This is a genomic window from Enterobacter sp. 01-M-02-SI-ECC (assembly GCF_047530595.1).
GTDB classification, from domain to species: Bacteria; Pseudomonadota; Gammaproteobacteria; order Enterobacterales; family Enterobacteriaceae; genus Enterobacter; species Enterobacter cloacae_M.
The window spans coordinates 38644-63464 of sequence record NZ_JBLKCZ010000020.1; the positions used below are offsets into that span (position 1 = coordinate 38644).

Below are 24821 nucleotides of genomic sequence, written 5' to 3' on the forward strand. Positions count from 1 at the left end.
GGGTACAGAACGTTGTCGTCAGAGATTAACCTGAGTCGGGCCACCGTTGTCGCCACGATCGTTAGTATTTGGCGTGGTAGACTCAATGCCGCTTTGCGCGGGTTTCGTCGGCGGCGGCGCGGTTTTATCCGCCGGTGGGAAGTACAGTGGTCCCTTCAGTCCGCAGCCAGTCAGGCTAAACAGCGTGATGAGAACGGCAAGCGTTCGGAAAGCGTTTTTCATTATAAAGTTGCCCGTAAGTTCAAATCTGTTTCTATCATCGCAGGAGAAGACACAAAAGCAAGAGTTTGCCGCTTTCCTGCAACGGGAATTATTTAGGGTTATACTGCCGGCATCACGAAAAACAGGAACAAAACCATGAACGACAGTGAATTCCATCGCCTTGCCGACACCCTGTGGATGACCATCGAAGAGCGTCTTGACGACTGGGATGGCGACAGCGATATCGATTGTGAAATCAACGGCGGCATTCTGACCCTGAGCTTCGAAAATGGCAGCAAAATTATTATTAACCGCCAGGAGCCGCTTCACCAGGTGTGGCTGGCCGCGAAACAGGGCGGCTATCATTTCGATCTGAAGGACGGGGAATGGGTTTGCGACCGCAGCGGCGTACCGTTCTGGGATCTGCTGGAACAGGCGGCGACCGCGCAGGCGGGTGAGGCTGTGAGTTTCAGATAGTTTTGGTGCCGGGTGGCGCTGCGCTTACCCGGCCTACGGGTTCGAGCTGTTGTAGGCCCGGTAAGGCGTAGCCGCCACCGGGCTAGCGAAAAGGCTCAGGAGAAATACTGTTGCAGCAGCGGCGCGGTGTCCTGATTGGCAGGCGCGGCAGGCGTTACGGCCTGGGTGCGGAACGGGATCACCTGCGTACGACCGTCGACGTTCACAATCTGGTAGAACTGCGGCAGGTTAAAGTTGATAAAGCTTGAGCCGTAGGTGAAACGGTCATGCGAAGAGGAGTAGAAGCGGCTGACGTCGCGCACCAGCTCCTCTTTACTGCCTTCACAGTGGTGATACACCTCGGCGCGGTTGGTTTCATCCAGAATGTAGATGTTGAACCCGGCATCGTCGCCCGACTCTTCAAAGAAGAACTGAATAATCCCTTCGCTGGCGAATCCGTCCACCACCTGCGGGAGCTTAACGTGGTTGGTTTCCACCTGCACCGACAGGCCATGCAGCTTGTTGTGTGAAATCGCGCCGTAGAACTCGATGGCGTTTTCCAGCTTCTGTACCGACACGTTCAGGCGTTCGAAGAACAGGCCCCAGGTCTGGCCGGAGACGCGCAGCGCTTTAAAGCGCCCGGTTTCCTGACGGGTACTGGAGAGACGCAGTTCGATACACTCAGAAACCAGCTGCTGCACGCGGGTACGAATTAAACCGCGCAGGTGCTGGCTGTAGCAGAACACCTCAACGCTGTCCGGCGGTGCGGCATCCTGGTGCATCTTGCCGAGAATCGTTTTCAGCGCTTCGATCATCGCCTGCTCGCCGTTGAAATGCAGGGTACGCACTTCGTTCCACGAGTTGCGGTACAGCAGATCCACGCTGCCCACCAGGCAGTTTTGCTGCTCGCCAAAGCTGAAGACGTCCAGCTTGCGGAAGTCAAAGTGAACTACCTGATTGCGGAAGGCCGCCGTCGGGTCGTATTCCAGGTTGACGATAATCGCCAGATGGCGAATCTCGCACGGGCTGTAGAGCGCTTTCGGCGTTGGGGCAGGCAGACGCAGCGGGAAGTGGTGCGACACATCCGCGACCATCTCCTGCAGCTTAGCGAGATCAACCACCTCGTTGCCTTTGATAAACAGGCGCGTGCGCGAGGTCAGCAGGCCGTTAAACCAGGCCCAGGCCACCAGCTTGTTCAGGTAGCGGTTATACTCCAGCGGCTGATGGCTGATGATTGAGTCCATGCTTGGCGCACGGTTATACAGATACCACCCGGTGCGGTTTGCGCGGCCCGGCGGCACGTAGATAAAGGTCAGATTCGGTTCTGACAGGTCTGGCGAAATCTGCGGGTTAACCAGGGTGACTTTACCCGGCAGCGCTTCAAACGCGGCATACAGCTTACGGGTTAATACCCCGATGTCCTGCGGGCTGGCGGAAACGCTGAGGTTGTTACGGCGCGCAAAGCGGATCAGGTTACGATAGCTTTGCATCATCGCATCGAGCAGTTCGTTGTGCGCTTCACGCACCTGATCGATTTTCCAGTTGGCCCGGTTGTCGAGCATGGACAGACGCGCTTCGTCCCATCCCCACTCTTTCACTAACTGACTGACCACTTCACGACGCCAGCCCACGCAGGCGCGCTCGCGGCTCAATTTCTCACAGACTTTGAGATAGAAACATCGACGCACCAGGTCAAGACGCGTGGTGTCATCAATGGCTTTCAGGTATTCGGTCACGCGCTCCAGCATCATGCAGTAGGCGTCCAGCCCGAAGGAGACGATCTCCCCGTCGTGCAGACGTTGCTTGATATCTTTCGCCAGCAGGCGAGGCGTGGGGTATTCCCAGGAATAGGCTTCCAGCAGCAGCGTTTTCAGCACCGCTTTGTACGGCGAGTCGATACTTTTATAGAGCTGCCAGAGGCTTGCGCCAAAGTACTCTTCTGCTGACAGAGAGCTCAGACCGCCGAGGTCCAGCCATTCGTTTGGCGTCAGTACGCCCTGCGCGTAAAGCGACATGACGTAGTCATCGTAATGCTCTTCTTCTTCGCACGGGACCATATTCCACAGAATACGCTTCCCGGCCAGACGCACGGCAGTACGGTAAAATTCATCCAACAGTAAGATGTGCTGAGTCGAGCCGCAGTCCTCACCACCCAGACTGCCGCTTTCGTTATGGCGGAAACGGTTTTCATCAATCAGGAAGAAGCTCACTTCCACACCGAGCGATGCAGCCCAGCTCTCCAGCAGGCTGCATTTACGCTGCAGCAGCTGACGCTCTTCGTTATCGAGCCAGGACTGATGGCAGACCCAGATGTCCAGGTCCGAAGAACAGCTTTGCCCTACCGATGAGGTGCTCCCCATAGAGTAAACGCCGGTAATCGGTAGTTCACCTTTTGGAGACTCCTGTGGCGGCATGCCGCGGTAGAGTTCCAGTTCGTTGAGGTAATGCTGTTGGGTTTCATCAGGCGTGAAAAGGCAAATGCCCTGGGGAACGTTACCGTCAAGGTAGCCAGGCATCAGCGGATGGTGATAGTGCAATAATGTCGGCAGCAGACTGTATACCTGCTGGAAAGCAGGGCCCATGGCAGCAAGCGCGCGATCCACACGCAGTTGATTAATGGCATCCAGTCTCTGTTTCAGAGTCTCAATATAGAGGTACAAGACGTATCGCCTGATGTTTCCGGGTGTCGCAAGCTATTCAAAACACGAAAAACAGCGGACCCGCAGTATTTCAAAAAGATAACCGTTACCCTTTTTCGCCCTTATCATTTTTGGTGGTACCGACGAAAAAATGGTCTAAAACGTGATCAATTTAACACCTTGCCGGTTGACCGTAAAGAAAGATGCGCTACATACAAGTGTAGCACCGTTCTGTACGTGTAAATTCCTGAATACGGCTATGGCTGACGAATACGCCGCCCTGTCCCTCTCGCGCTTCATCAACCGTAAAACTGCCATCCCAGAGTCAACAATGTTAGGATGGTTAGCGATTGATAATGACGGTAACAAGCATGTTAGACAATGTTTTGAGAATTGCCACACGCCAAAGCCCTCTCGCGCTCTGGCAGGCACATTATGTGAAGCAGCGCCTTGAAGCCTGCCACAGTGGATTGCGCGTCGAGCTGGTGCCGATGGTCACGCGCGGTGACGTGATCCTCGATACGCCGCTGGCGAAAGTGGGTGGCAAAGGCCTGTTTGTCAAAGAACTGGAACTGGCATTGCTTGAGAACCGCGCCGATATCGCCGTACATTCAATGAAAGACGTGCCCGTCGAGTTCCCGGAAGGACTGGGGCTGGTGACCATCTGCGAGCGCGAAGATCCGCGTGATGCGTTTGTCTCTAACCACTATGACTCGCTCGACGCGCTGCCGGAGGGTAGCGTGGTTGGCACGTCCAGTTTACGCCGTCAGTGTCAGCTGGCAGAGCGCCGTCCTGACCTGATCATTCGCTCGCTGCGCGGTAACGTCGGCACGCGTCTGGGCAAGCTGGATAACGGCGATTACGATGCCATTATCCTCGCCGTTGCCGGCCTGAAGCGTCTGGGGCTGGAGTCGCGCATTCGCGTGGCGATGCCGCCAGAGCTGTCGCTGCCGGCCGTGGGCCAGGGTGCCGTCGGCATCGAGTGTCGTCTGGACGATGCGCGTACCCGCGAACTGCTCGCGCCGCTGAACCATGACGAGACCGCTATTCGCGTAAAAGCCGAGCGTGCGATGAATACCCGCCTCGAAGGGGGATGCCAGGTACCGATTGGCAGCTATGCTGAATTAACAGAAGGCGAACTGTGGCTGCGCGCGCTGGTGGGCGCCCCGGACGGTTCGCAGATGGTACGCGGCGAACGTCGCGGTAAAGCGCAAGATGCCGAGCAGCTTGGCGTGTCGCTGGCGGAAGAGCTGCTGGATAACGGCGCCCGCGAGATTCTGGCTGACGTTTATAATGGAGAGCCCCCTGCATGAGTATTCTTGTCACCCGCCCTTCTCCCGCAGGAGAGCAGTTAGTGAGCCGTCTGCGCGCACTGGGGCAGGTGGCCTGGAGTTTTCCGCTCATTGAATTCTCCCCCGGTCGGGAGCTCTCCGCGCTCGCCGACCAGATGAATACTCTTCAAGAAGGCGACCTGCTGTTTGCGCTGTCGCAACATGCCGTGGAATTTGCCCACGCGCAGCTGCAACAGCAGGGTTTGACCTGGCCAGCCGCCCCCCGCTATTTCGCGATTGGCCGCACAACGGCACTGGCGCTGCATACCGTAAGCAGCGTGGACGTTTGTTACCCGTTAGATCGGGAAATCAGTGAAGTCTTGCTACAATTACCTGAATTACAAACTATTGCCGGAAAGCGCGCGCTCATTTTGCGCGGTAATGGTGGCCGCGAACTGTTGGGCGAAACGCTGCGTGAACGTGGTGCAGACGTGACGTTCACTGAGTGCTATCAGCGTTGTGCAAAACACTACGATGGCGCGGAAGAGGCGATGCGCTGGCACGCGCGCGGCATTAATACGCTGGTGGTCACCAGCGGTGAAATGTTACAACAGCTTTGGTCGCTGATACCGCTCTGGTATCGCGAAAACTGGTTACTCCGCTGTCGGCTTCTGGTCGTCAGTGAGCGTCTGGCGTACCAGGCCCGGGAACTGGGCTGGCAGGATATTCAGATCGCTGATAACGCCGACAACGATGCGCTGCTGCGCGCATTACAATAACTCTCAAATGGGAAGCCATAATGACGGAACACGACAAATCCTCCGCCGTGGTTGAAGAGACCAGGGAGACTGTGGAAACGACGCCACAGCCAGAGACGACAGAGAAAACCGCTGAGAAGAAAAACGGCAGCAACAAAACGAGCCTCGCGCTGAGCGCGATTGCCATCGCCATTGCGCTGGCTGCAGGGGTTGGCCTGTACGGCCTGGTGAAGCAACAGGGCGCTAACCAGACGTCCACCAGCGATGCGCTGGTGAATCAGCTCACTGCCCTGCAAAAAGCGCAGGAGACGCAGAAAACCGAGCTGGAAACGGTGATTAAGCAGCAGGCCGCCGCGCTTGCCGAGGCGAACAGCAAACAGGAAGAGCTGGCTAAACAGCTGGGCGACGTGCAGCAGAAAGTCGCCACGATTTCCGGTACCGATGCCAAAACCTGGCTGCTCTCGCAGGCTGACTTCCTGGTGAAGCTCGCAGGACGTAAGCTCTGGAGCGATCAGGACGTCACCACTGCCGCCGCGCTGCTGAAAAGCGCCGATGCGAGCCTGGCAGACATGAACGACCCGAGCCTCATTACCGCACGTCGCGCGATCACCGAAGACATCGCCAGCCTCTCCGCCGTCTCGCAGGTGGATTACGACGGCATTATCCTCAAGGTGAACCAGCTGTCGAATCAGATTGATAACCTGCAGCTGGCGGATAATAACGACGACGACTCCCCGATGGATTCCGACGGTACCGAGCTTTCCAGCTCCCTGAGCGAATGGCGCATAAACCTGCAGAAAAGCTGGCAGAACTTTATGGACAGCTTCATCACTATCCGCCGTCGCGACGAAACCGCCGTGCCGCTGCTGGCGCCGAACCAGGATATCTATCTGCGCGAGAACATCCGTTCCCGCCTGCTGGTGGCGGCTCAGGCCGTGCCGCGTCATCAGGAAGAGACCTACAAACAGGCGCTGGATAACGTCTCAACGTGGGTACGCGCCTACTACAACACCGATGATGCGACGACCACCGCCTTCCTCGAAGACATTGATAAGCTGAGCCAGCAGAACATCACCATGAACGTGCCGGATAAGCTGGCCAGCCAGCCGATTCTGGAGAAACTGATGCAGACGCGCGTACGTAACCTGCTGGCGCAGCCGGGCGTACCGGCAGAGCCGTCGGGCGGAGCGGCACCTGCCCCGGCTCCGGCGCCTGAAAGCGCACCGCAAGGAGAGTAATGATGCTAAAAGTTCTCTTACTCTTCATCCTGCTGATCGCCGGGATCGTGCTGGGCCCCATGCTTGCGGGCCATCAGGGTTACGTCCTGATCCAGACCGATAACTACAACATTGAAACCAGCGTAACCGGCCTGACGATCATTCTGATCCTCGGCGTGGTGGTGCTGTTTGCGATCGAGTGGATCCTGCGCCGCATTTTCCGCACCGGTGCCCACACGCGCGGCTGGTTCGTTGGACGTAAACGCCGCCGCGCCCGTAAACAAACCGAGCAGGCGCTGCTTAAGCTTGCTGAGGGTGACTATCAGCAGGTTGAAAAGCTGATGTCGAAAAACGCTGACCATGCTGAACAGCCGGTGGTGAATTATCTGCTCGCAGCCGAAGCGGCGCAGCAGCGCGGTGACGAAGCCCGCGCTAATCAGCATCTGGAGCGGGCGGCAGAGCTGGCGTCCGGTGACCCAATTCCTGTGGAAATTACCCGCGTCCGCCTGCAGCTGGCACGCAATGAGAACCACGCGGCTCGCCACGGTATCGATCGCCTGCTGGAAGTTGCGCCACGTCATCCGGAAGTGCTGCGTCTTGCCGAGCAGGCGTATATTCGTACCGGCGCCTGGGGCTCGCTGCTGGACATCATTCCGTCGATGGCGAAAGCCGAGGTGGGCGACGATGAACATCGTGATGAGCTGCAGCGTCTGGCATGGATTGGCCTGATGGATCAGGCGCGCGCCGACCTGGGCAGCGACGGTCTGAAAACGTGGTGGAAGAATCAGAGCCGTAAGACGCGCCAGCAGGTTCCTCTGCAGGTCGCCATGGCGGAACATCTTATTGAATGTGACGATCATGACACGGCTCAGGAGATCCTCCTCGACGGCCTGAAGCGCCAGTATGACGATCGTCTGGTGATGGTGATCCCGCGCCTGAAAACCAATAATCCTGAGCAAATCGAAAAAGTGCTGCGTCAGCAGATTAAAAGCGTCGGCGATCGTCCGCTGCTGTGGAGCACCCTCGGTCAGTCGTTAATGAAGCATGGCGAATGGCAGGAGGCGAGCCTCGCCTTCCGTGCGGCGCTGAAACAGCGTCCGGACGCGTTTGACTACGCGTGGCTTGCCGATACGCTGGACAAGCAGCATAAGCCGGAAGAGGCAGCCGCCATGCGGCGTGACGGATTGCTGCTAACGCTGCAAAATAACGGTACGCAGCAGTAAATAAAAAGGAGGCCAGAGGGCCTCCTTTTTTTATCGCCTTTCTCCTGCTACATTCTTTGCACCCACATCCGCAAACGAATCCGCCAATGTAACGATGTCTTTTCATTAACCTTTTTTCACACACGCGCACATTTTGCAGCGTGGACTAAATCGTTTTTGAAAGGAAATCTCAATGAACTCGCTTTTGTATGCGCTTATCCAGGCGCTGCGCTGCCACCGCTGGCTGCGCCTGCTTGCCTGTGCTTTTATCTTTTCGTCACTGGGGAATGGTCTAACCCAGGTTGTGGTCTTCGGTTTGCTGCTAGCGTGGTCAGCCCCGCCCGCTCTGCTCACTCTCGCTTTTCTTTTCGCTACGGTACCAGGTTTCATCGGCAGTATCTTCGGTGAGAAGCTGTGCTCACGCTTTTCGCCGATATCCCTGCTGATACTGACCGAGGGGCTGGGCTTGCTCGCCCTGCTCTTTCCTCTGCTTGGCGTGGGTTACCACAGCGTTGCCGCATTGCTCGCCGTGCAATCCACCGAAGCCCTGCTCAGCGGGATGAGCTGGCCCGCGCTGACATTGCTCTTTAAGCGAGGACTTAGCGAAGCAGAGCTGCCCGCTGCAACCTGTCTGGAAAATGTGATTTTCGCTTCTCAGGTGTTATTAGGGACCGGACTCGGCGTGGTGCTGTTTCAGAAGACATCCGTGTTTACCCTACTGGCCATTGATGCCGCGAGCTTTCTGGGCTCATTAGTACTGCTATGGCTGGCTGGGCGCCGGTTTTCTCCGACACCAGGCCCCACCACTATGGAAAAGGGGGATGCTGCAACATTACGCTGGCAGGCGTTGACCGTTCGGCAGAAACGCAGCCTGCTCATCCTGCCGGCGCTGGCCGCCGTCGGCTCACCGGCGATGGCGCTTCTTCCGGCACTGGCCCAGCAGCTCCGTCCTCAGGATGCGGCGGGCCTTGCTTTGCCTTTGCTTTTCGCGAGAAGTCTGGGGCAGCTTAGTGGCCCCCTGCTGCTAAAAAAAGAGAGCCTGACGCGCTTTGCGGCCCACACGCCACGAATAATCGTTTGCCTGAGCATCTTTCTGGCCGCTTATGGCATGCTGCCGTTTTTGTCCGGGTGGACAGTATGTGCGCTGGGGATGATCTTTATCGCGCATCTGGCCTCGAATGTTCTCTTCGCAGCGGGCACGTTTGGGGTACTCAGTAGTTTTCCTCTCACGCAAACCGCTTCGGCCAGCGGTAAAGCCTGGCGCTGGCAAACGCTCAGCGCCTCTCTTTTCACCGGCATTGCAGCGGCGGTGGCTTCAGGGTTTGGCTCAGTACAGGCGCTCTATGCTGTCTCTGCATCGGCCCTGCTGATGGTTGCCCTGATCATGCGCTTGTATCGGGAATAAGGCATAAAAAAACGCCTGCTATAAAAGCAGGCGTCAAAACAGGTCTGTAAGACAACATATTTGGTGCTTCACTCAACGTTGTGTCCATGGTGTCTGATGAGGCCGAAGCGACATCTGTCAGTGGACGATAAGCACCGTAAATGGCTCTGCGTCATTCCTGAGTTTATGAGGCACTAAGGCGAACATAAGAGATGGAATGAGCATCTACACGCATATTATTGCACGTAACGTGCCAACATAACACCCAGAACTTTTACATGACGCAACATTTTAAGATAAAAGGAAATTATGCTGCTAAGCGCCGTCTTAAGCGCGACAACGTATCGGGAAAAGGCGGGAATATGTCGCCAGGAGGAGACAGCAAAACCCATAAATGTTTTTTTATCTAACTTTCAATGAGTTGTATGTCGCTGGATTGCGACAATGAAAAAGGACGCTGTCGGAGAATGACTACAGGGATGAGAAGCCGCAGAAAACAAAAAACCCCGCCGAAGCGGGGTTCAAAATTGGTCGGCGAGAGAGGATTCGAACCTCCGACCCACTGGTCCCAAACCAGTTGCGCTACCAAGCTGCGCTACTCGCCGATGTACTGCTTTTTGAATTTTTAGTTCAATTCATTTAAAAAGTCGTGGTGCGAGGGGGGGGACTCGAACCCCCACATCCAAAGGACACTAACACCTGAAGCTAGCGCGTCTACCAATTCCGCCACCTTCGCAATTCACAACTCTTTCAAATAATGGGGTGGCTAATGGGATTCGAACCCACGACAACTGGAATCACAATCCAGGGCTCTACCAACTGAGCTATAGCCACCACTGTATTCTTTCACGCGGTACTGACTACTTCTCAGACCACCGCAGCTCTAGCGCCGGGACTAAAATGGCGCGCCCGACAGGATTCGAACCTGAGACCTCTGCCTCCGGAGGGCAGCGCTCTATCCAGCTGAGCTACGGGCGCTTAGCGCCGTTGCGGGGCTGGATATTACGTACCTCCGTCCCCGCTGTCTAGTGCTTTTTTGAAAAAAATGCGCGTTTGGTTATGGTTTGCACATTTTGCCGCTTATTCCTCCACTTTCTGCGTGGTGCCGCGGCGACCCAGGCCAAAAAGCTTATATGCGGTCGTCACAGCCGCCAGGAAGATCATCCCGACAAACAGCGACATGCGGGTATCTTCATTAAAGTACATGCCGATTAATACGCAAATCAGGAACGCCATCGTCAAATAGTTCGCATAGGGGAACAGAATTGAGCGGAACGGATGGCTTTCGATCGCTTTTTTATGCGCATGCCGGAAACGTAGCTGGCTGATGAGGATAACAAACCACGGCACCATGCCCGGCAGTACGCTGGCGCTGTAGACGTAAACGAATACGCGCTGCGGGTTAGGAATGATGTAATTCAGGCAAGAGCCAATCAGCAGGATTACAATGGAGACCGCCACACCCGCCACCGGTACGCCGGCACGTGAGACTTTACTCATCGCCGCAGGCAGCTGGTTATTCTTCGAAAGCGCATAGAGCATACGCCCGCAGCTGTACATCCCGCTGTTACAGCCTGACAGCGCTGCCGTCAGGACCACAAAGTTGATGATGCCCGCCGCCGCCGTGATACCAATTTTGGCGAAGGTTAAAACAAACGGGCTACCCGTCGTGCCAATTTCGTTCCATGGGAAGATGGTCACGATGACGAAGATCGCGCCCACATAGAAAATCAGGATGCGCCACAGCACTTTGCCCACCGCGCTACGCAGCGTGACCTGCGGGTTTTTCGCTTCACCGGCGGTAATACCAATCAGCTCCACGCCCTGATACGAGGCCACAACGATACACAGCGCCGTCAGGAAGCCCTTCCAGCCGCCGGCAAAGAAGCCGCCGTTTTCGGTCAGGTTGCCAAAACCGATAGCGTGTCCACCGTTGCCAAAGCCGAAGAAAATCACGCCCAGGCCGACGACAATCATCACGATAATCGTGGTGACTTTGATCATTGCGAACCAGAACTCAATTTCACCGTAAAGGCGCACGGCTGCCAGGTTTGCCAGCGCCACCAGCCCCACGGCAATGAGCGCGGGTATCCACTGGACCATGTCCGGGAACCAGAACTGGACGTAGACCCCTATCGCGGTGATCTCTGAGATGCCCACCGCCATCCACATAAACCAGTATGACCAGGCCGTCAGGTAGCCGAAGAAGGGGCTCATATAGCGATGCGCGTAAACGGCGAAAGAGCCGGTTACCGGCTCCAGGAAGAGCATTTCGCCCATGGAACGCATAATGAAGAAAACAAACAGCCCGGCGATAATATACGCCAGTAATACGGAAGGGCCTGCCCATTTGAGCGTGCTTGCGGAGCCCATAAACAGGCCTACGCCGATAGTGCCGCCCAGCGCTATCAGTTCAATATGACGAGCTTCCAGCCCACGCTGTAGCTCCGGTTGTTTCTCTGCCATAGATCCTCGATTGTGTTTGCTATTTCCCGGCTTAATACCGGGTATTGTTTTTTAGGGGTACTAAAATACGGAGCGAATGGTTTCCTAAAATCTGCCAAATGGCAAACGATGCATTAAAAAAATGAATGCATTGCACAGATTATCAGCAGTTTTGCAGGCGAGTTGCAGCGCGAATAGCATATCGCGCTACATTTTGATTACATTTTCCCGGTGTAATGCCAGGCGAGGTAGCGTAACAGACGGATCTGTCGTTTGATGCGCGTCGGTTGCGATAGCAGGCGGTACAGCCACTCCAGCCCCAGATTTTGCCAGACCTTTGGCGCACGCTTAACGTGGCCGGTAAAGACGTCGTACGTGCCGCCGACGCCCATGTAGAGGGCATCAGGACAGACCAGACGGCAGTCACGCATCAGGATCTCCTGACGCGGGGAACCCATCGCCACGGTGACAATTTTCGCCCCGCTGTCACGAACGCGTTCAAACAGAGCCTGTCGCTCTTCCGGTTTGAAGTAACCATTCTGGCTGCCGACAATATTAACATTCCATTGACGACGCAGTTTCTCCTCCGTCTGGGCCAGTATCTCCGGCTTTCCGCCAATCAGGAACACGGGCGTACCCTGCACACCGGCGCGGGCCATAAGCTGCTCCCAGAGATCGGCCCCCGCCACGCGGGATACATTAGCGTCAGGATACTTTTTACGGATAGAGCGAACTACGCTGATCCCGTCCGCGTATTTAAATTCAGCCGCTTCAATCAGGCTTTTGACTTCCGCATTATCCTCAACCGCCAGCATTTTTTCCGCGTTGATGGCCACCAGCGTACCGGATTTCATCTGGCCGTCGGCGAACAGAAAGTCCAGCGCGTGCTGCATGTCGCGCCAGCCAATAAGCTGCAGGCCACGTAGCGCGTAGCGCGGTGCAGAAATTTTATCAGTCATTACTATCCTTACTCAGACTTGCGACAGCGTTGTGCTGCCCTGCCGCTCGCGCTTGTGCACGAGCCCTGCGCTGTCAAATAGCCAGTACAACAGTTTGGCCAGCAACAGGCAGAGGCCGAAAACGACCATGAAGAACACCACGCGCGACACGAACGAGTCCAGCCCTTCGCGCGCCAGAACGATCATATTGAAAATGGCACCAAAGCAGAAACTGTGCAAAATGGCGGCTTTATAGCGGTTGGTCTCTTCATTGCCGCGCAGATAAAGCCAGTCAAACCACTTGATAATCAGCCCAACGGCAACTGCACCGGGCAGAATGAACCACGCCCCCCCCATCACCACCAGGGAACCAATCAGCGTTGGCGAGATTGCCAGACCGGAATGGTTGTTCAGCACTTCCCAGGTAAAGTAATTTGCCGTGTTAAGCACCACGCCAGGCCGGTCCGGCCATAGCCAGGAAGGGATAAAGACGTAGAAGTCGCGAACAATCGGCGCCAGCCCCTGGAAATCAATCTTGTCGTAATTTTGCAGCAGCAATGCCAGATTTTCCCATGGGGAGAAAGTATCGCGCGTCAGGTAGAGGAACGTGTAAAACGCCTCATCCCCCGCCACGTTCATGCCGTAGCGCTTCAGCGCCAGCCAGAACATCCCGACAATGCCAAACACGCCTGCCGCAACCAGCATCCACAGCGAGATCCAGCCGCGGATGATGCCGATAAACAGGAAGATGGCGAAGGCGATGATAATGTTCGCGCGCGTGCCGCCCACAATCATGTAGGTCAGAATGCCAAACGCGACGGTGCTGACCAGGAAAAACAGCCACGCTTTGCTGTCCTGGCGCAGGAAAAAGACCACCAGCATCGCCGGAATGAAGAAGTAGAAGAAACGCTTAAGCGCCACGCCCGAGACTTCGGCCGAAAAAATCTGGCTGTAGGAGTGGAGCTTAAACAGCAGAAAGCCGTTATGCATGAAGAAGATACCGACGCTGACCAGGGCGATGGTCATCAGCATCACCCACGTCAGGTGGGTTTCCACCCGATTCATGGTAAAAAGCGGCCGGCGCGGGGCAGCAGCCTGCGCTGAACGAAGACGCGTTTTATAGGTGACGTAGTAGACGGCATAGAAGCAGGTTGCCGCCAGAAGCGCCTGGAGCAGGATTTCCGGCGGCGCGACGCTCACGTCGAAACGAAAGACCAGAATGCTGGTCAGCGGGAAGCCGAAAAAGAAGGTCAGCAGAAACAGTAACGAGAAGAAAACGTTAAAGTTGAAACGTACCCGGCGGAATTCAAACCAGGTAAGCGTGGCAATAAACAGGGTGCTCAGAAGCCAGACAACCAGTAAGCCGCTGAATTGCAACTGACTCATGCGTTGTCTCCTGAAGCGATACGCAGCGCACGGTGCCACGGCGTGAGGTAATTCGGGCTGAAGAAATCGATGCTATTTTTATCCACCAGCGTGAGCTGGCGTTGGGCTTCCCGAACCACCTCGACATTCAGCGTGTCTGAGGTAAACAGCACAGGAATATGCTGCTCGGCCATGTCCTGCCAGAACGGGTTGTCGCGGTTGAGCACGCACGGTACACCCGCCTGAATCAGCAGACACAGCGTGCCGATTCCCTGCTGTCGGGCGAAGATGAAATAGCCAAGATCGCATTTTCTCAGCAGCGCAAGATATTCATCAAATTCCAGCTTATCGCTAAGGATGTGCAAGTTTTCTGCACTAAACAGCGCAAGCCCTTGTTGGCGAACGTCAGCAATATAAGCGTCGTTGTTGGCGGGATAGCCCATCGGCACCACCACGTTCACCGTGTCGCCAAACTGCTGATACACCGCCCTGAGCGCCGCGACGTGTTCGTTACTACGATCGCCGGAATTCCCCACCAGGATCGTCAGCTTGCCTTCACGCACCGCGTCATTCGCCATGGCGTTCAGCGCCGGATCCATGCGGGTCGGGAAATAGAGTAGTTCTCCGCGCACGTTCGGGTGCTGTTTAGCAAAATAGTTGAGATCGCCGCGGGTGGCAAACACACAGCCTACGCGCCCCTGCGCCATGCGCCGCAGCGGATAGAAAAGACGGAATTTCCAGCCGCGGGAGACTTCGTAGAGATCGGCTCCCCAGATATGCCAGCTGCACTGGGAGGGTTTAATCCCCCCGCTGAGCAGTGCCAGCCACAGGCCGGTATTGAACTGCCCGTGGAAAAAGAAACGTTGCTTACGGTCCGCTTTGGCTTTGGCAATGACCGCCTTCGCCAGCGCGGCCTTATCCGGCCAGAAGCGAATCGTCAGCGCCGGAAACGCCTCGCTCAGGCCTTTATCCTGACCTGCAACCATAAACTCACGCGCATCAGGATTACCCGATGCCAGCTCGTCGTTGAAGAACCGCAAAACGGTCTGGTTATGGTGTGGGATATCCGATCCCAGGATGTGAATCAGTGCAGTCATGCGCGTTTACGCCACAATAAAAATACGCCGCAACAGGCGGCGAAATAAACGATATAGGTTGCCATGTAGGCCTGAGCCGCCCCCAGCGCACCGTGCGAGGGTATCAGCCAGTGTGAAAATGCTGTCAGTAACGCAAACTGGCTAATTTCCGCCAGGATATACAGCCGCAGGGACGCTTTTGCAATCACCAGATAGCCGAAAACGTAAGCCCCCACTTTCAGCACATCACCCACCAGCTGCCATGCAAAGAGATCGCGCATGGCGGTGAACTTCGCCGAGAACAGCAGCCAGATGGCGACATCGCGCAGTAACCAGACGGTAAAGCTGGCCGCCGCGACGGCAGGCAGCACAAAGCGCAGAGATCGGAAAATCTCGCGCGTAATTTCTTGTCTGGACGTCAGGCGCGATAAGGTTGGCAGCAAATAGACGCTAAAGGAAGCCGTTATAAATTGGAGGTATGCATCGGAAATGCTGCTCACGCCCTGCCAAATCCCGACTTCATCCCAGCTATAATGCGCCGCCAGCAGGTTTCGCATCATCACGTAGGCTACCGGCAGCGTGACGGAGGTGATGAGCGCCATCAGGGTAAATTTACCCAGCTGGCTGGCAAGCATCGTGTCCCATTGCGGTTTCAGGTAGCTCAGAGGGATGACGCCCCGACGCATCAGCATAAATGCCGCAGGCACAACAACCAGGGCCGGGACCAGCGCAAGCCCCAGCAGCGCGCCTTCATAGCCGCCAAGGCGATAGCAGAAGTAATAGGCAATCACGCCGATGACGCTGCCCAGGATTAAGGCAAGCGCGTTCCCGGCGGCATCACGAAAACCTTTCATCAGCGCCAGCAGCAGGTTTGCCCAGGCAATGCCCATCTGAACCAACGCGACCAGACGCACCAGCCCCTGATAATGGGGGTGCCCGAACAATCCCTGGCTGATGGGCGCCGCCGCCAGCAGAAAGACAACCGCCATCAGGGTCGAAAAACCCGTGACCATCGCCGAAGAGGTGCCCACCACCCTGCGCAGCTGAGCCGCATCATCGTGATACTGCGCAACGTATTTGGTGACGCCGTTGAAAATACCGGCGCCGGCCAGCACGCCAAGGACGGTAACGAGCTGGCGGAAATTACCCGCCAGCCCCACGCCAGAGGGGCCAAATGAGACGGCCAGCAGCTTGACGACCAGCAGACCGGCGCCAATTTTTACAAGCGTGGACGCGGCGGTCCACACCGATGCTTTTGCCAGAGACATATCAGCCGAAATAACTCAGAAGGGTATTAATCACCGTACGCTGGTTAACAGGCGCGAGGTTGTAGAACAGTGGCAGGCGAAGCAAACGCTCACTTTCTTTCGTGGTGTAACGATCTTCACCCGCGAACGTGCCAAACGCTTCGCCGGCCGGGCTGGAGTGCAGCGGGATATAGTGGAACACCGCCATAATTTCGGCCTCTTTCAGCCAGGCGATGAGCTCGCTGCGGTCGTCGTTATCGCGCAGCTTGATGTAGAACATATGCGCGTTGTGGACGCAAACTGCCGGGATGGTCGGCAGCTCAATGCGCCCGGCTTTGGCGAGCGGCTCAAGCGCATCGTAATACGTTTGCCACAGGGAAAGACGCTGAAGGTTGATACGTTCCGCCGCTTCCAGCTGCGCCCACAGATATGCCGCCTGCAGATCCGCCATCAGATAGCTGGAGCCGATGTCGCGCCAGGTGTATTTATCTACCTGACCCCGGAAGAACTGGCTGCGGTTGGTGCCTTTTTCGCGGATCACTTCCGCCCGCTCCACGAGCGCCCGGTCGTTAATCAGCGTCGCGCCACCTTCTCCGCCCGCCGTGTAGTTTTTGGTTTCGTGGAAGCTAAAGCAGCCGATATGGCCGATGGTACCCAGCGCGCGTCCCTTATAGGTGGACATTACGCCCTGCGCGGCATCTTCCACCACGAACAGATTATGTTTTTTGGCGATGGCCATGATGGTGTCCATTTCACAGGCCACGCCCGCGTAGTGAACCGGCACGATCGCGCGCGTTTTGTCGGTGATCGCCGCTTCAATCAGCGTCTCATCAATGTTCATGGTGTCCGGGCGGATATCCACAAAGACGATTTTCGCTCCGCGCAGGACAAAGGCGTTCGCCGTGGAAACGAAGGTATAGCTCGGCATAATCACTTCATCGCCGGGCTGGATATCCAGCAACAGTGCCGCCATTTCCAGCGATGCCGTACAGGACGGGGTCAGCAGCACTTTGGCGCTGCGAAAACGCTGTTCCATCCACTGCTGACAGCGACGGGTAAAACCGCCGTCACCACAGAGTTTGCCGCTGCCCATGGCAGACTGCATATAGTCGAGTTCAGTTCCGACAACGGGTGGTGCGTTAAATGGAATCATCTTGTCACCTGTATAACCAGTAGGCGGTGGCGTCGATGTTGGCACCACTCGCAATATAACGTTTAAGCGCGGCGGTGTTGCCCAGTTGGGTCGCGACCCGCAGCGTCACAAGCTGTTGCTGCTGCGCCCAGTGCAGCGCCGCCTGCATGAGTTTCTCACCCATGCCGCGCCCGGCTAATAAGCCAATACGCGCCTCGCGCTCGTTGAGCTTACGCAGCGAGACGAACCCCTGGATTTGACCGTCGCCTGCACGGAAAACCAGGCAGACGTGGTCAAAGGTGCCTTTGACCGCATTCTCTATCCACTGGGCATAGAAACGTCCGCTATCGTCAGGTGCATACCAGGGAGCACGAAAGCGACTCTGTGAAAATGCCTGGGCCGCCATCTGACGCAGCACGGGGATGTCCTGTTCGTTTGCAATTTCCGCGCCTGGCGCATCGTGCCGGGTAAGGGTAATGGAAAGGTCTACCTCACCTTCAACCAGCTGAAAGCCGTGCTGCTGGAGCGCGTCAAGCAGATCGGCGCGCTCCGCCGGGATCTTAGCCTGCACCCGTTGCCAGGCGATAAAATCTGATTCAGCCAGCACCGGCGCGTCATCGTGCACACGTACGATGGCCGACGGCAGGCCGAAAAAGGCACTCTCCCACTGCAGGGACTCAAGCACCCCATTCAGGCTGTTCAACGCCAGACACCTTTGGTATCCACAATAAACTGCTGACGAACGGCATCGCCGGACGTGGCTTTAAACTCTTTATGATCTACCAGCAGCACCAGCACGTCCGCCGTCGCCAGCGCGTCTTCCAGCGCCGTCAGCGTGCAGTGCCCCGCCAGTTTTGCCGGTAATTCATGGATATTCGGCTCAACCACCAGTGTTTCACCCTTGTGCCATTCGGCAATCATCTCAGCAATTTCCATCGCCGGGCTTTCACGCAGATCGTCAATATTGGGTTTAAATGCCAGACCAAAGCAGGCAATTTTCAGCTCGCTGGCGCGCTTGCCGCTCTCTGTCAGGCAATCCGCTACCGTCGCTTTAACCTGATTGAGCACCCAGTGAGGCTTGCTGTCGTTCACTTCACGCGCGGTGCGAATCAGACGAGCCTGCGCCGGATTTTGCGCCACGATAAACCACGGATCGACGGCGATACAGTGTCCACCCACGCCCGGGCCTGGCTGGAGAATGTTTACACGCGGATGGCGATTCGCCAGGCTAATCAGCTCCCAGACGTTAATCCCCTGATCGGCGCAAATTAGCGACAGTTCGTTCGCAAAGGCGATATTGACGTCGCGGAAGCTGTTCTCCGTCAGCTTGCACATCTCGGCGGTGCGGGAATTGGTCACCACGCACTCGCCTTCCAGGAAAATCTTGTACAGCGCGCTGGCACGTTCGGAACAGACGGGCGTCATACCGCCAATGACGCGGTCGTTTTTAATCAGTTCGACCATCACCTGGCCCGGCAGCACGCGCTCCGGACAGTAGGCGATGTTGATATCCGCCTGCTCACCCGCCTGCTGCGGGAAACGTAAATCAGGACGCGCGTCGGCCAGCCACTGTGCCATCTGCTCGGTAGCGCCGACCGGAGAGGTCGATTCCAGGATCACCAGCGCCCCTTTCTTCAGCACAGGCGCTATGGATTTGGCCGCCGCCTCGACGAATGCCATGTCGGGCTCGTGGTCACCTTTAAACGGGGTAGGGACGGCAATCAGGTAGGCATCCGCTTCAACTGGCGTCGTGCTGGCACGCAGGAAGCCCCCCTCCACCGCCTCTTTCACCACGCGGTCAAGATCGGGCTCCACAATATGAATCTCGCCACGGTTAATGGTTTCTACCGCTCGTGCGTTGATATCCACACCAACAACCTGTTTCTGACGAGAGGCAAACGCGGCCGCAGTAGGTAAGCCAATGTAGCCAAGACCAATGACAGAGATGGTAGTAAAACTCATAGCGATACCCGATTGTGTTTAAGTGCATGCAAAATACGGCCACAAGCCTGCCCGTCTCCATACGGATTATGGGCCCGGCTCATCGCCTGATACGCTTCATCGTCATGCAGCAGGCGCGTGACCTCTTCGACGATGAGCTGCGCGTTGGTGCCGACCAGACGCACCGTACCGGCTTTGACGGCTTCCGGACGTTCGGTCGTTTCACGCATCACCAGCACAGGTTTGCCGAGGGATGGCGCTTCTTCCTGGATTCCGCCGGAATCGGTGAGGATCAGCCAGGTGTGGTTCATCAGCCAGACAAACGGCATGTAGTCCTGAGGTTCAATCAGAAGGACATTTTCGACATGGCCCAGGATCCGGTTAACCGGCTCGCTGACGTTAGGGTTAAGGTGTACTGGATAGACAATTTGCACATCGTCATTCTGCGCGGCGATTTCAGCCAGCGCGTGACAGATTTGCTCGAAACCCCGGCCAAAGCTCTCGCGACGGTGGCCAGTGACCAGAATGGTTTTTTTGCCGTTGTGAAGGAACGGATAGCGGGCAGCGAGCTCTTTCTGAAGATCGCTGTTTGCCAGGACGCGGTCACGTACCCAAATTAACGCGTCAATGACCGTATTGCCGGTCACAAAGATTTTGTTATCGGCGATATTTTCACGCAGCAGGTTCTGACGAGAGTTTTCCGTTGGCGCAAAGTGGTACATCGCCAGATGACCCGTTAACGTGCGGTTGGCCTCCTCCGGCCACGGTGAATAAAGATTGCCGGTACGCAGACCCGCCTCAACATGCCCCACGGGAATTCGCTGGTAAAACGCGGCCAGGCTTGTCGCCACGGTTGTGGTGGTGTCACCGTGTACCAGCACGACGTCGGGCTTGAATGACTCCAGGATCGGCTTAAGATCTTGCAGTATGCGGCAGGTTATTTCGGTCAAGCCTTGCCCTGGTTTCATAATATTGAGGTCGTAATCCGGGGCGATGGAAAAGAGCGTTAAAACCTGGTCGAGCATCTCACGGTGCTGTGCCGTGACGCAGACTTTCGCTTCAATATCAGGATCGCTGGCCAGCGCATGAACCAGAGGCGCCATCTTAATGGCCTCCGGCCTGGTGCCAAATACGGTAAGTACTTTCACATCGATTCTCTTCGATTAGGCGATGAAGGCCATAGCCTTCATCGTAAACGGCGTTCTTAGTTTTTGCGACGACGCGTTAACGCCACGCCAGCGCCCGTCAGTGCGCCCACAATCCCCCACATGATCATCAGGAATGCGCGGCGCGGACTGTCGCGTTTTACAGGTTCTTCAGGCGTTCGCAAATAACGATAGGTCTGAAAACGCGGGTCCAGGGATGGACCGACATTAAGCGTATTGAGCATCGCGCGATTTTGATCGTAATCGAGGTCAAAATCAGGACCGACGGCCTTCAGGTTTTCCAGCCGCGCCTGCAGCATAGGGCGACCAAGAAGGAACATTTCAGAGTCAGGCAGCTCATCGGCCGGCACGTCCGTCTCAGTACGGGAAATATTGTGCTGTTCCGCAATTTTCAGCGCCTGCTCAATGTTATGCACGCGGCGACCGAAAATAGTATTCGCCACCTCTTCCTGACGTTTCACCTGGGCTTTCATCTGGATGGTACGAGCCGCCCAGGCACCTTTAAGCTCTTCGTTAAGATGGCTTGCGGCACGCTGGCTGGCAAACGCGACATACTGACGCAACAGGTTGTTGGCATCCGGCGCGGTTTCTGCAATCAGCTTGACGCTGTCATTCACGCTACGCAGCGCGTCGCCCGGCATAAACTGAATATTGTTAATCAGATCGTCCAGCAGGGCGGCATCGGCTTTTGTATTATCAACCCGGCGCTGCTTGTAGTAATCCGTCTGGGACCAGAAATCACGGCGGGTATCCCACGAAGCCAGCTGCATCACAAACTCTTTATAGGCTTCATCCATAACGGAAGCCTGGTCAGGCGTAGCAAGACTGGCTTTGATGTCCAGGTTACGCAGGAATTGCTGCTGGGAATAGTATCCCCCGAGCATGTTAACCGTTGGCTTGTCTGTGATTGCCGTGGCGCTCCACTCTTGCTTTGCAAAGAACGTATAGGCCAGCGCTAACAGGGCAAACCCCAGCGCGATCCCCGCAATCCAAAGTTTGCCTGCCCATAACACGCGAAACAAACCCCGAATATCCAGTTCATTCTCAGTTACCACTGATTTCGCTCCCGCCAACGGTTGAGTCATCATAGTCCCGGTTTTACTTAGTTAATGTTGTATTTTTGCCACTGTTACGACGCATCCTGCGTTTAATACGTTTAATGAAGCGTGCTACCTTCCATGCACGCTTGATGCAGTAGCCGTAGAGAGAAAAAGCTAGCAAGAACAATACCAACATAGCCCATTCAGGCACAAAATGTGTATATTCCGCCGTCACGCCAATCCCCGCTAGAATAGCAGCCGCCAGCGTAATAAGCACAAATGCTTGCCGGGAAGTGAATCCGGCTCGCATGATCAAATGATGAATGTGCTGACGGTCAGCAGAGAAAGGACTCATCCCTTTACGCAGGCGGCGATACATAATCGCAACCATGTCCATTAACGGGATAGCGATAATCCATAATGCCGTTACTGGGCTAATGGGGTGTACATCACCCTGAGTGGTTTCCAGCAAGATCCAAATGATAGTAAAGCCGATAAGTGTGCTACCCGCATCACCCATGAATACTTTATAGCGACGGCCCAATGCGCCGAGATTCAACAGGATATAAGGTAGGATGGCCGCAATCATGGCAAAACACCACATAGCAAGGCTATATTGCCCATCGAACCATAAAATGAAACCAATTGCGGCAAATGAGACGCAGGACAAGCCTCCCAACAAACCATCGATACCGTCAACCATGTTGAACGCGTTAATTGCCACCCACACGGCAAAAAGTGTCAGGAAATAACCGAACGGACCGAGTTCCATCTCCCAGGAGCCAAAAATATAGCCCAGGCTACTCAAGTGCAGCTTAGCGAACACCATCATAGCGATAGCTACAGCAGCCTGAACGAAGGCGCGGATTTTGACGCTAATATCATAACGGTCGTCAAGAGCGCCAACCACCACAAGCACCGTCGCAAAGGTTAGGTACAGCCTGGCATGTGGAATATAGTAATCCGCGATGGCAAACGTGAAGCAGATCCCCGCGAAAACAGAGATACCGCCGACCAAAGGAATCATACCTTGATGACGCTTACGGAAGTTGGGTTTATCCACTAACCCCAGATATTTCGCCACCTTACGTGCCAGAAACAAAAAACAGGTGGTAAACAAGAAAATACTGGTTAGTTCAGTAAACGTATCAAGTAGGTTCACAATGGATGTTCTCAACAAATGTTAGTCAAGGAAGTATAACCATCAAGGCGCTGAGCCTGAAGTTATAAAGCAAACCTCTTACAATTCCATTTGTTTATTATTCAAGCTATTAATGTTTTTACTGTGCGAATTATCTTATTGTCGCACTGACCAGTCAAAATTGGGAGTTGGTGGTACTAGCGTATAGTCCATAAAAGGAAAACGCCACGTAAAAACGTGGCGTTCGCTGGCTTTATTTGCGTTACGAGCGTTTCATCATGTCGAAGAAATCGTCGTTGGTTTTGGTCATCGCCAGTTTATTAATGAGGAACTCCATCGCGTCAATTTCACCCATTGGATGGATGATTTTGCGCAGGATCCACATTTTCTGCAGCTCTTCCTGCGTGGTGAGCAGCTCTTCTTTACGGGTACCGGAACGGTTGTAGTCGATAGCCGGGAAGACGCGTTTTTCAGCGATTTTACGAGAAAGGTGCAGTTCCATGTTACCTGTACCTTTAAATTCTTCGTAAATCACTTCGTCCATTTTAGAACCGGTATCGATCAGCGCCGTCGCGATGATGGTCAGGCTGCCGCCCTCTTCCACGTTACGTGCGGCACCGAAGAAGCGTTTCGGACGATGCAGGGCGTTAGCATCCACACCACCGGTCAGCACTTTACCAGACGCCGGAACCACGGTGTTGTAGGCACGCGCCAGACGGGTGATGGAGTCAAGCAGGATGATCACGTCTTTCTTGTGCTCAACCAGGCGTTTCGCCTTCTCGATAACCATTTCCGCAACCTGAACGTGGCGAGAGGCTGGCTCGTCGAAGGTAGAAGCAACCACTTCACCTTTAACCAGACGCTGCATCTCGGTCACTTCTTCCGGACGTTCGTCAATCAGCAGCACCATCAGCACGCAGTCTGGGTGGTTATAGGCAATGCTCTGCGCGATGTTCTGCAGCAGCATGGTTTTACCCGCTTTTGGCGGTGCCACAATCAAACCACGCTGGCCGCGACCAATTGGTGAGGCCAGATCCAGAACACGCGCGGTTAAGTCTTCAGTAGAACCGTTACCACGCTCCATGCGCAGGCGAGAGTTCGCGTGCAGCGGCGTTAAGTTCTCGAAGAGGATCTTATTACGCGAGTTTTCCGGTTTGTCGAAGTTAACTTCATTGACTTTCAACAGCGCAAAGTAGCGTTCACCCTCTTTAGGAGGACGAATCTTACCTGAAATGGTGTCACCAGTGCGGAGGTTGAAACGGCGGATTTGGCTGGGGGATACGTAGATGTCGTCAGGGCCGGCGAGGTAGGAGCTGTCTGCAGAGCGGAGGAAACCAAATCCGTCTTGCAATATCTCCAGCACACCGTCGCCAAAGATATCTTCGCCACTCTTAGCGTGCTGCTTCAGGATGGCGAAAATGATGTCCTGCTTGCGCATACGAGCCTGGTTTTCCAGCCCCATATTTTCGCCGAGAGTGATCAGCTCAGAAACCGGCGTATTCTTTAATTCGGTAAGATTCATAATGGTGTGGGTTCTTAAACTCGGGGTGATTCTCGAACTTAATGTTGTGAATGGTATGGCAGGGTCATCCATGCCTGTTTAGCGGCCATCGACTCATGTCTGTTCGCTGTCTGGTCACAGGGAAAGAACGCAGAACTGAAACGACAAGACGGATTGAGTGACAAGCCCGGAATTTAGCCACTTCACGCACTGTTCATGTTAACAACGGGAAGTATCGGGTAAAACAAGATTCAAACAACAAGATATGTTTAAAACGAAGTCATAGCTAACTTAGCACGACTTCAGCCGGGCGTCCAGAGTTCCACATCATTTAGCCGGGAGCTCTGAACGCACAGCGGAGAAACCTTACGCCAGGTTAGCGTCCAGGAACTCTTTCAGTTGGCCTTTGGACAGCGCGCCTACTTTGGTCGCTGCCACTTCGCCGTTTTTGAACAGCAGAAGGGTTGGGATGCCACGGATACCGTATTTTGGTGCGGTGCCCGGGTTCTGGTCGATGTTCAGCTTAGCAACGGTCAGTTTGCCCTGATATTCGTCGGCGATCTCATCCAGAATCGGGGCGATCATTTTGCAAGGACCACACCATTCAGCCCAGAAATCGACGAGGATCAGCCCGTCAGCCTTAAGTACGTCCGTGTCAAAACTGTCGTCAGTCAGGTGAATAATTTTATCGCTCATATATA

The 24821-nt window shown here is 55.3% G+C and carries 21 protein-coding genes and 4 tRNA genes; 6 read left to right on the plus strand and 19 right to left on the minus strand.

Features of this window, described 5'->3' with window-relative positions; translation table 11 throughout:
• Nucleotides 1-18 precede the first annotated feature (18 nt).
• On the minus strand, nt 19-222 hold the full coding sequence (gene lptM, locus ACMWLG_RS20045; RefSeq protein ID WP_045403858.1) for an LPS translocon maturation chaperone LptM: 204 nt from the start codon (nt 220-222) through the stop codon (nt 19-21).
• A gap of 135 nt (nt 223-357) precedes the next feature.
• Here lptM and cyaY point away from each other — a divergent pair, with 135 nt between their 5' ends.
• The gene (gene cyaY, locus ACMWLG_RS20050; RefSeq protein WP_045403860.1) at nt 358-678 is read left to right on the plus strand and encodes an iron donor protein CyaY; all 321 of its coding nucleotides are present in this window, start codon (nt 358-360) and stop codon (nt 676-678) included.
• A 95-nt stretch (nt 679-773) separates the two neighbouring features.
• Here the strand turns inward: cyaY and cyaA are convergent, their stop codons facing one another.
• A complete protein-coding gene (gene cyaA / locus ACMWLG_RS20055; protein ID WP_024907978.1) occupies nt 774-3317 on the minus strand; it encodes a class I adenylate cyclase in 2544 nt (847 codons plus the stop codon).
• A gap of 350 nt (nt 3318-3667) precedes the next feature.
• Here cyaA and hemC point away from each other — a divergent pair, with 350 nt between their 5' ends.
• The 5 genes from hemC (at nt 3668) to ACMWLG_RS20080 (ending at nt 9149) form a co-directional block, all read left to right on the plus strand.
• Nucleotides 3668-4609 (plus strand): hydroxymethylbilane synthase, encoded by a 942-nt coding sequence (hemC, locus tag ACMWLG_RS20060; RefSeq protein ID WP_045403863.1) that lies wholly within the window; start codon nt 3668-3670, stop codon nt 4607-4609.
• Nucleotides 4606-5346, plus strand: coding sequence for a uroporphyrinogen-III synthase (gene hemD / locus ACMWLG_RS20065; RefSeq protein ID WP_045403866.1), 741 nt, complete (start codon nt 4606-4608; stop codon nt 5344-5346). Before hemC ends, hemD begins: the two co-directional genes overlap by 4 nt.
• A gap of 20 nt (nt 5347-5366) precedes the next feature.
• Entirely contained in the window at nt 5367-6563 is a 1197-nt protein-coding gene (gene hemX, locus ACMWLG_RS20070) for a uroporphyrinogen-III C-methyltransferase (RefSeq protein WP_045357194.1), read from the plus strand.
• A 2-nt stretch (nt 6564-6565) separates the two neighbouring features.
• The gene (hemY, locus tag ACMWLG_RS20075) at nt 6566-7765 is read left to right on the plus strand and encodes a protoheme IX biogenesis protein HemY (protein ID WP_023309633.1); all 1200 of its coding nucleotides are present in this window, start codon (nt 6566-6568) and stop codon (nt 7763-7765) included.
• 172 nt (nt 7766-7937) lie between these two features.
• A complete protein-coding gene (locus ACMWLG_RS20080) occupies nt 7938-9149 on the plus strand; it encodes an MFS transporter (RefSeq protein WP_045403868.1) in 1212 nt (403 codons plus the stop codon).
• Between the two features lie 507 nt (nt 9150-9656).
• Here the strand turns inward: ACMWLG_RS20080 and ACMWLG_RS20085 are convergent.
• The 17 genes from ACMWLG_RS20085 to trxA all read right to left on the minus strand — a co-directional run bounded on the left by ACMWLG_RS20085 (nt 9657) and on the right by trxA (nt 24816).
• Nucleotides 9657-9733: transfer RNA gene (locus ACMWLG_RS20085), tRNA-Pro, on the minus strand.
• A gap of 45 nt (nt 9734-9778) precedes the next feature.
• Nucleotides 9779-9864: transfer RNA gene (locus ACMWLG_RS20090), tRNA-Leu, on the minus strand.
• A 22-nt stretch (nt 9865-9886) separates the two neighbouring features.
• Nucleotides 9887-9962, minus strand: a tRNA-His gene (locus tag ACMWLG_RS20095).
• A gap of 67 nt (nt 9963-10029) precedes the next feature.
• A tRNA-Arg gene (locus tag ACMWLG_RS20100) sits at nt 10030-10106 on the minus strand.
• A gap of 102 nt (nt 10107-10208) precedes the next feature.
• Nucleotides 10209-11594, minus strand: a complete 1386-nt coding sequence (thrP, locus tag ACMWLG_RS20105; protein ID WP_045403871.1) for a bifunctional threonine/serine APC transporter ThrP — start codon at nt 11592-11594, stop codon at nt 10209-10211.
• 197 nt (nt 11595-11791) lie between these two features.
• Nucleotides 11792-12532: a lipopolysaccharide N-acetylmannosaminouronosyltransferase gene (gene wecG / locus ACMWLG_RS20110; protein WP_045403873.1), complete on the minus strand. Its 741-nt coding sequence runs from the start codon at nt 12530-12532 to the stop codon at nt 11792-11794.
• A gap of 12 nt (nt 12533-12544) precedes the next feature.
• Nucleotides 12545-13897 (minus strand): ECA oligosaccharide polymerase, encoded by a 1353-nt coding sequence (gene wzyE / locus ACMWLG_RS20115; RefSeq protein ID WP_023309637.1) that lies wholly within the window; start codon nt 13895-13897, stop codon nt 12545-12547.
• A complete protein-coding gene (locus tag ACMWLG_RS20120) occupies nt 13894-14973 on the minus strand; it encodes a TDP-N-acetylfucosamine:lipid II N-acetylfucosaminyltransferase (protein WP_045357200.1) in 1080 nt (359 codons plus the stop codon). The genes wzyE and ACMWLG_RS20120 overlap by 4 nt, the downstream gene beginning before the upstream one ends.
• Entirely contained in the window at nt 14970-16220 is a 1251-nt protein-coding gene (wzxE, locus tag ACMWLG_RS20125; protein ID WP_045403877.1) for a lipid III flippase WzxE, read from the minus strand. The genes ACMWLG_RS20120 and wzxE overlap by 4 nt, the downstream gene beginning before the upstream one ends.
• 1 nt (nt 16221) lies before the next feature.
• Complete coding sequence (gene rffA / locus ACMWLG_RS20130) at nt 16222-17352, minus strand: dTDP-4-amino-4,6-dideoxygalactose transaminase (protein WP_045403879.1); 1131 nt, start codon at nt 17350-17352, stop codon at nt 16222-16224.
• Nucleotides 17353-17356: 4 nt separating this feature from the next.
• Nucleotides 17357-18034, minus strand: a complete 678-nt coding sequence (rffC, locus tag ACMWLG_RS20135; RefSeq protein ID WP_045403881.1) for a dTDP-4-amino-4,6-dideoxy-D-galactose acyltransferase — start codon at nt 18032-18034, stop codon at nt 17357-17359.
• Nucleotides 18031-19293, minus strand: coding sequence for a UDP-N-acetyl-D-mannosamine dehydrogenase (gene wecC, locus ACMWLG_RS20140; protein WP_045403883.1), 1263 nt, complete (start codon nt 19291-19293; stop codon nt 18031-18033). The genes rffC and wecC overlap by 4 nt, the downstream gene beginning before the upstream one ends.
• Complete coding sequence (gene wecB / locus ACMWLG_RS20145; protein WP_047634331.1) at nt 19290-20420, minus strand: non-hydrolyzing UDP-N-acetylglucosamine 2-epimerase; 1131 nt, start codon at nt 20418-20420, stop codon at nt 19290-19292. The genes wecC and wecB overlap by 4 nt, the downstream gene beginning before the upstream one ends.
• A gap of 56 nt (nt 20421-20476) precedes the next feature.
• Complete coding sequence (wzzE, locus tag ACMWLG_RS20150; protein ID WP_023309644.1) at nt 20477-21523, minus strand: ECA polysaccharide chain length modulation protein; 1047 nt, start codon at nt 21521-21523, stop codon at nt 20477-20479.
• 13 nt (nt 21524-21536) lie between these two features.
• Complete coding sequence (gene wecA, locus ACMWLG_RS20155; protein WP_045403888.1) at nt 21537-22640, minus strand: UDP-N-acetylglucosamine--undecaprenyl-phosphate N-acetylglucosaminephosphotransferase; 1104 nt, start codon at nt 22638-22640, stop codon at nt 21537-21539.
• Nucleotides 22641-22881: 241 nt separating this feature from the next.
• Nucleotides 22882-24141 (minus strand): transcription termination factor Rho, encoded by a 1260-nt coding sequence (rho, locus tag ACMWLG_RS20160; protein WP_008501566.1) that lies wholly within the window; start codon nt 24139-24141, stop codon nt 22882-22884.
• Between the two features lie 345 nt (nt 24142-24486).
• Entirely contained in the window at nt 24487-24816 is a 330-nt protein-coding gene (trxA, locus tag ACMWLG_RS20165) for a thioredoxin TrxA (RefSeq protein ID WP_006179218.1), read from the minus strand.
• Nucleotides 24817-24821: the final 5 nt, after the last annotated feature.

Coding starts and splice junctions, on each gene's coding strand:
- lptM (WP_045403858.1), bottom strand. CDS start 222: ATGAAAAACGCTTTCCGAACGCTTGCCGTTCTCATCACGCTGTTTAGC.
- cyaY (WP_045403860.1), top strand. CDS start 358: ATGAACGACAGTGAATTCCATCGCCTTGCCGACACCCTGTGGATGACC.
- hemC (WP_045403863.1), top strand. CDS start 3,668: ATGTTAGACAATGTTTTGAGAATTGCCACACGCCAAAGCCCTCTCGCG.
- hemD (WP_045403866.1), top strand. CDS start 4,606: ATGAGTATTCTTGTCACCCGCCCTTCTCCCGCAGGAGAGCAGTTAGTG.
- hemX (WP_045357194.1), top strand. CDS start 5,367: ATGACGGAACACGACAAATCCTCCGCCGTGGTTGAAGAGACCAGGGAG.
- hemY (WP_023309633.1), top strand. CDS start 6,566: ATGCTAAAAGTTCTCTTACTCTTCATCCTGCTGATCGCCGGGATCGTG.
- ACMWLG_RS20080 (WP_045403868.1), top strand. CDS start 7,938: ATGAACTCGCTTTTGTATGCGCTTATCCAGGCGCTGCGCTGCCACCGC.
- thrP (WP_045403871.1), bottom strand. CDS start 11,594: ATGGCAGAGAAACAACCGGAGCTACAGCGTGGGCTGGAAGCTCGTCAT.
- wecG (WP_045403873.1), bottom strand. CDS start 12,532: ATGACTGATAAAATTTCTGCACCGCGCTACGCGCTACGTGGCCTGCAG.
- wzyE (WP_023309637.1), bottom strand. CDS start 13,897: ATGAGTCAGTTGCAATTCAGCGGCTTACTGGTTGTCTGGCTTCTGAGC.
- ACMWLG_RS20120 (WP_045357200.1), bottom strand. CDS start 14,973: ATGACTGCACTGATTCACATCCTGGGATCGGATATCCCACACCATAAC.
- wzxE (WP_045403877.1), bottom strand. CDS start 16,220: ATGTCTCTGGCAAAAGCATCGGTGTGGACCGCCGCGTCCACGCTTGTA.
- rffA (WP_045403879.1), bottom strand. CDS start 17,352: ATGATTCCATTTAACGCACCACCCGTTGTCGGAACTGAACTCGACTAT.
- wecC (WP_045403883.1), bottom strand. CDS start 19,293: ATGAGTTTTACTACCATCTCTGTCATTGGTCTTGGCTACATTGGCTTA.
- wzzE (WP_023309644.1), bottom strand. CDS start 21,523: ATGACTCAACCGTTGGCGGGAGCGAAATCAGTGGTAACTGAGAATGAA.
- rho (WP_008501566.1), bottom strand. CDS start 24,141: ATGAATCTTACCGAATTAAAGAATACGCCGGTTTCTGAGCTGATCACT.
- trxA (WP_006179218.1), bottom strand. CDS start 24,816: ATGAGCGATAAAATTATTCACCTGACTGACGACAGTTTTGACACGGAC.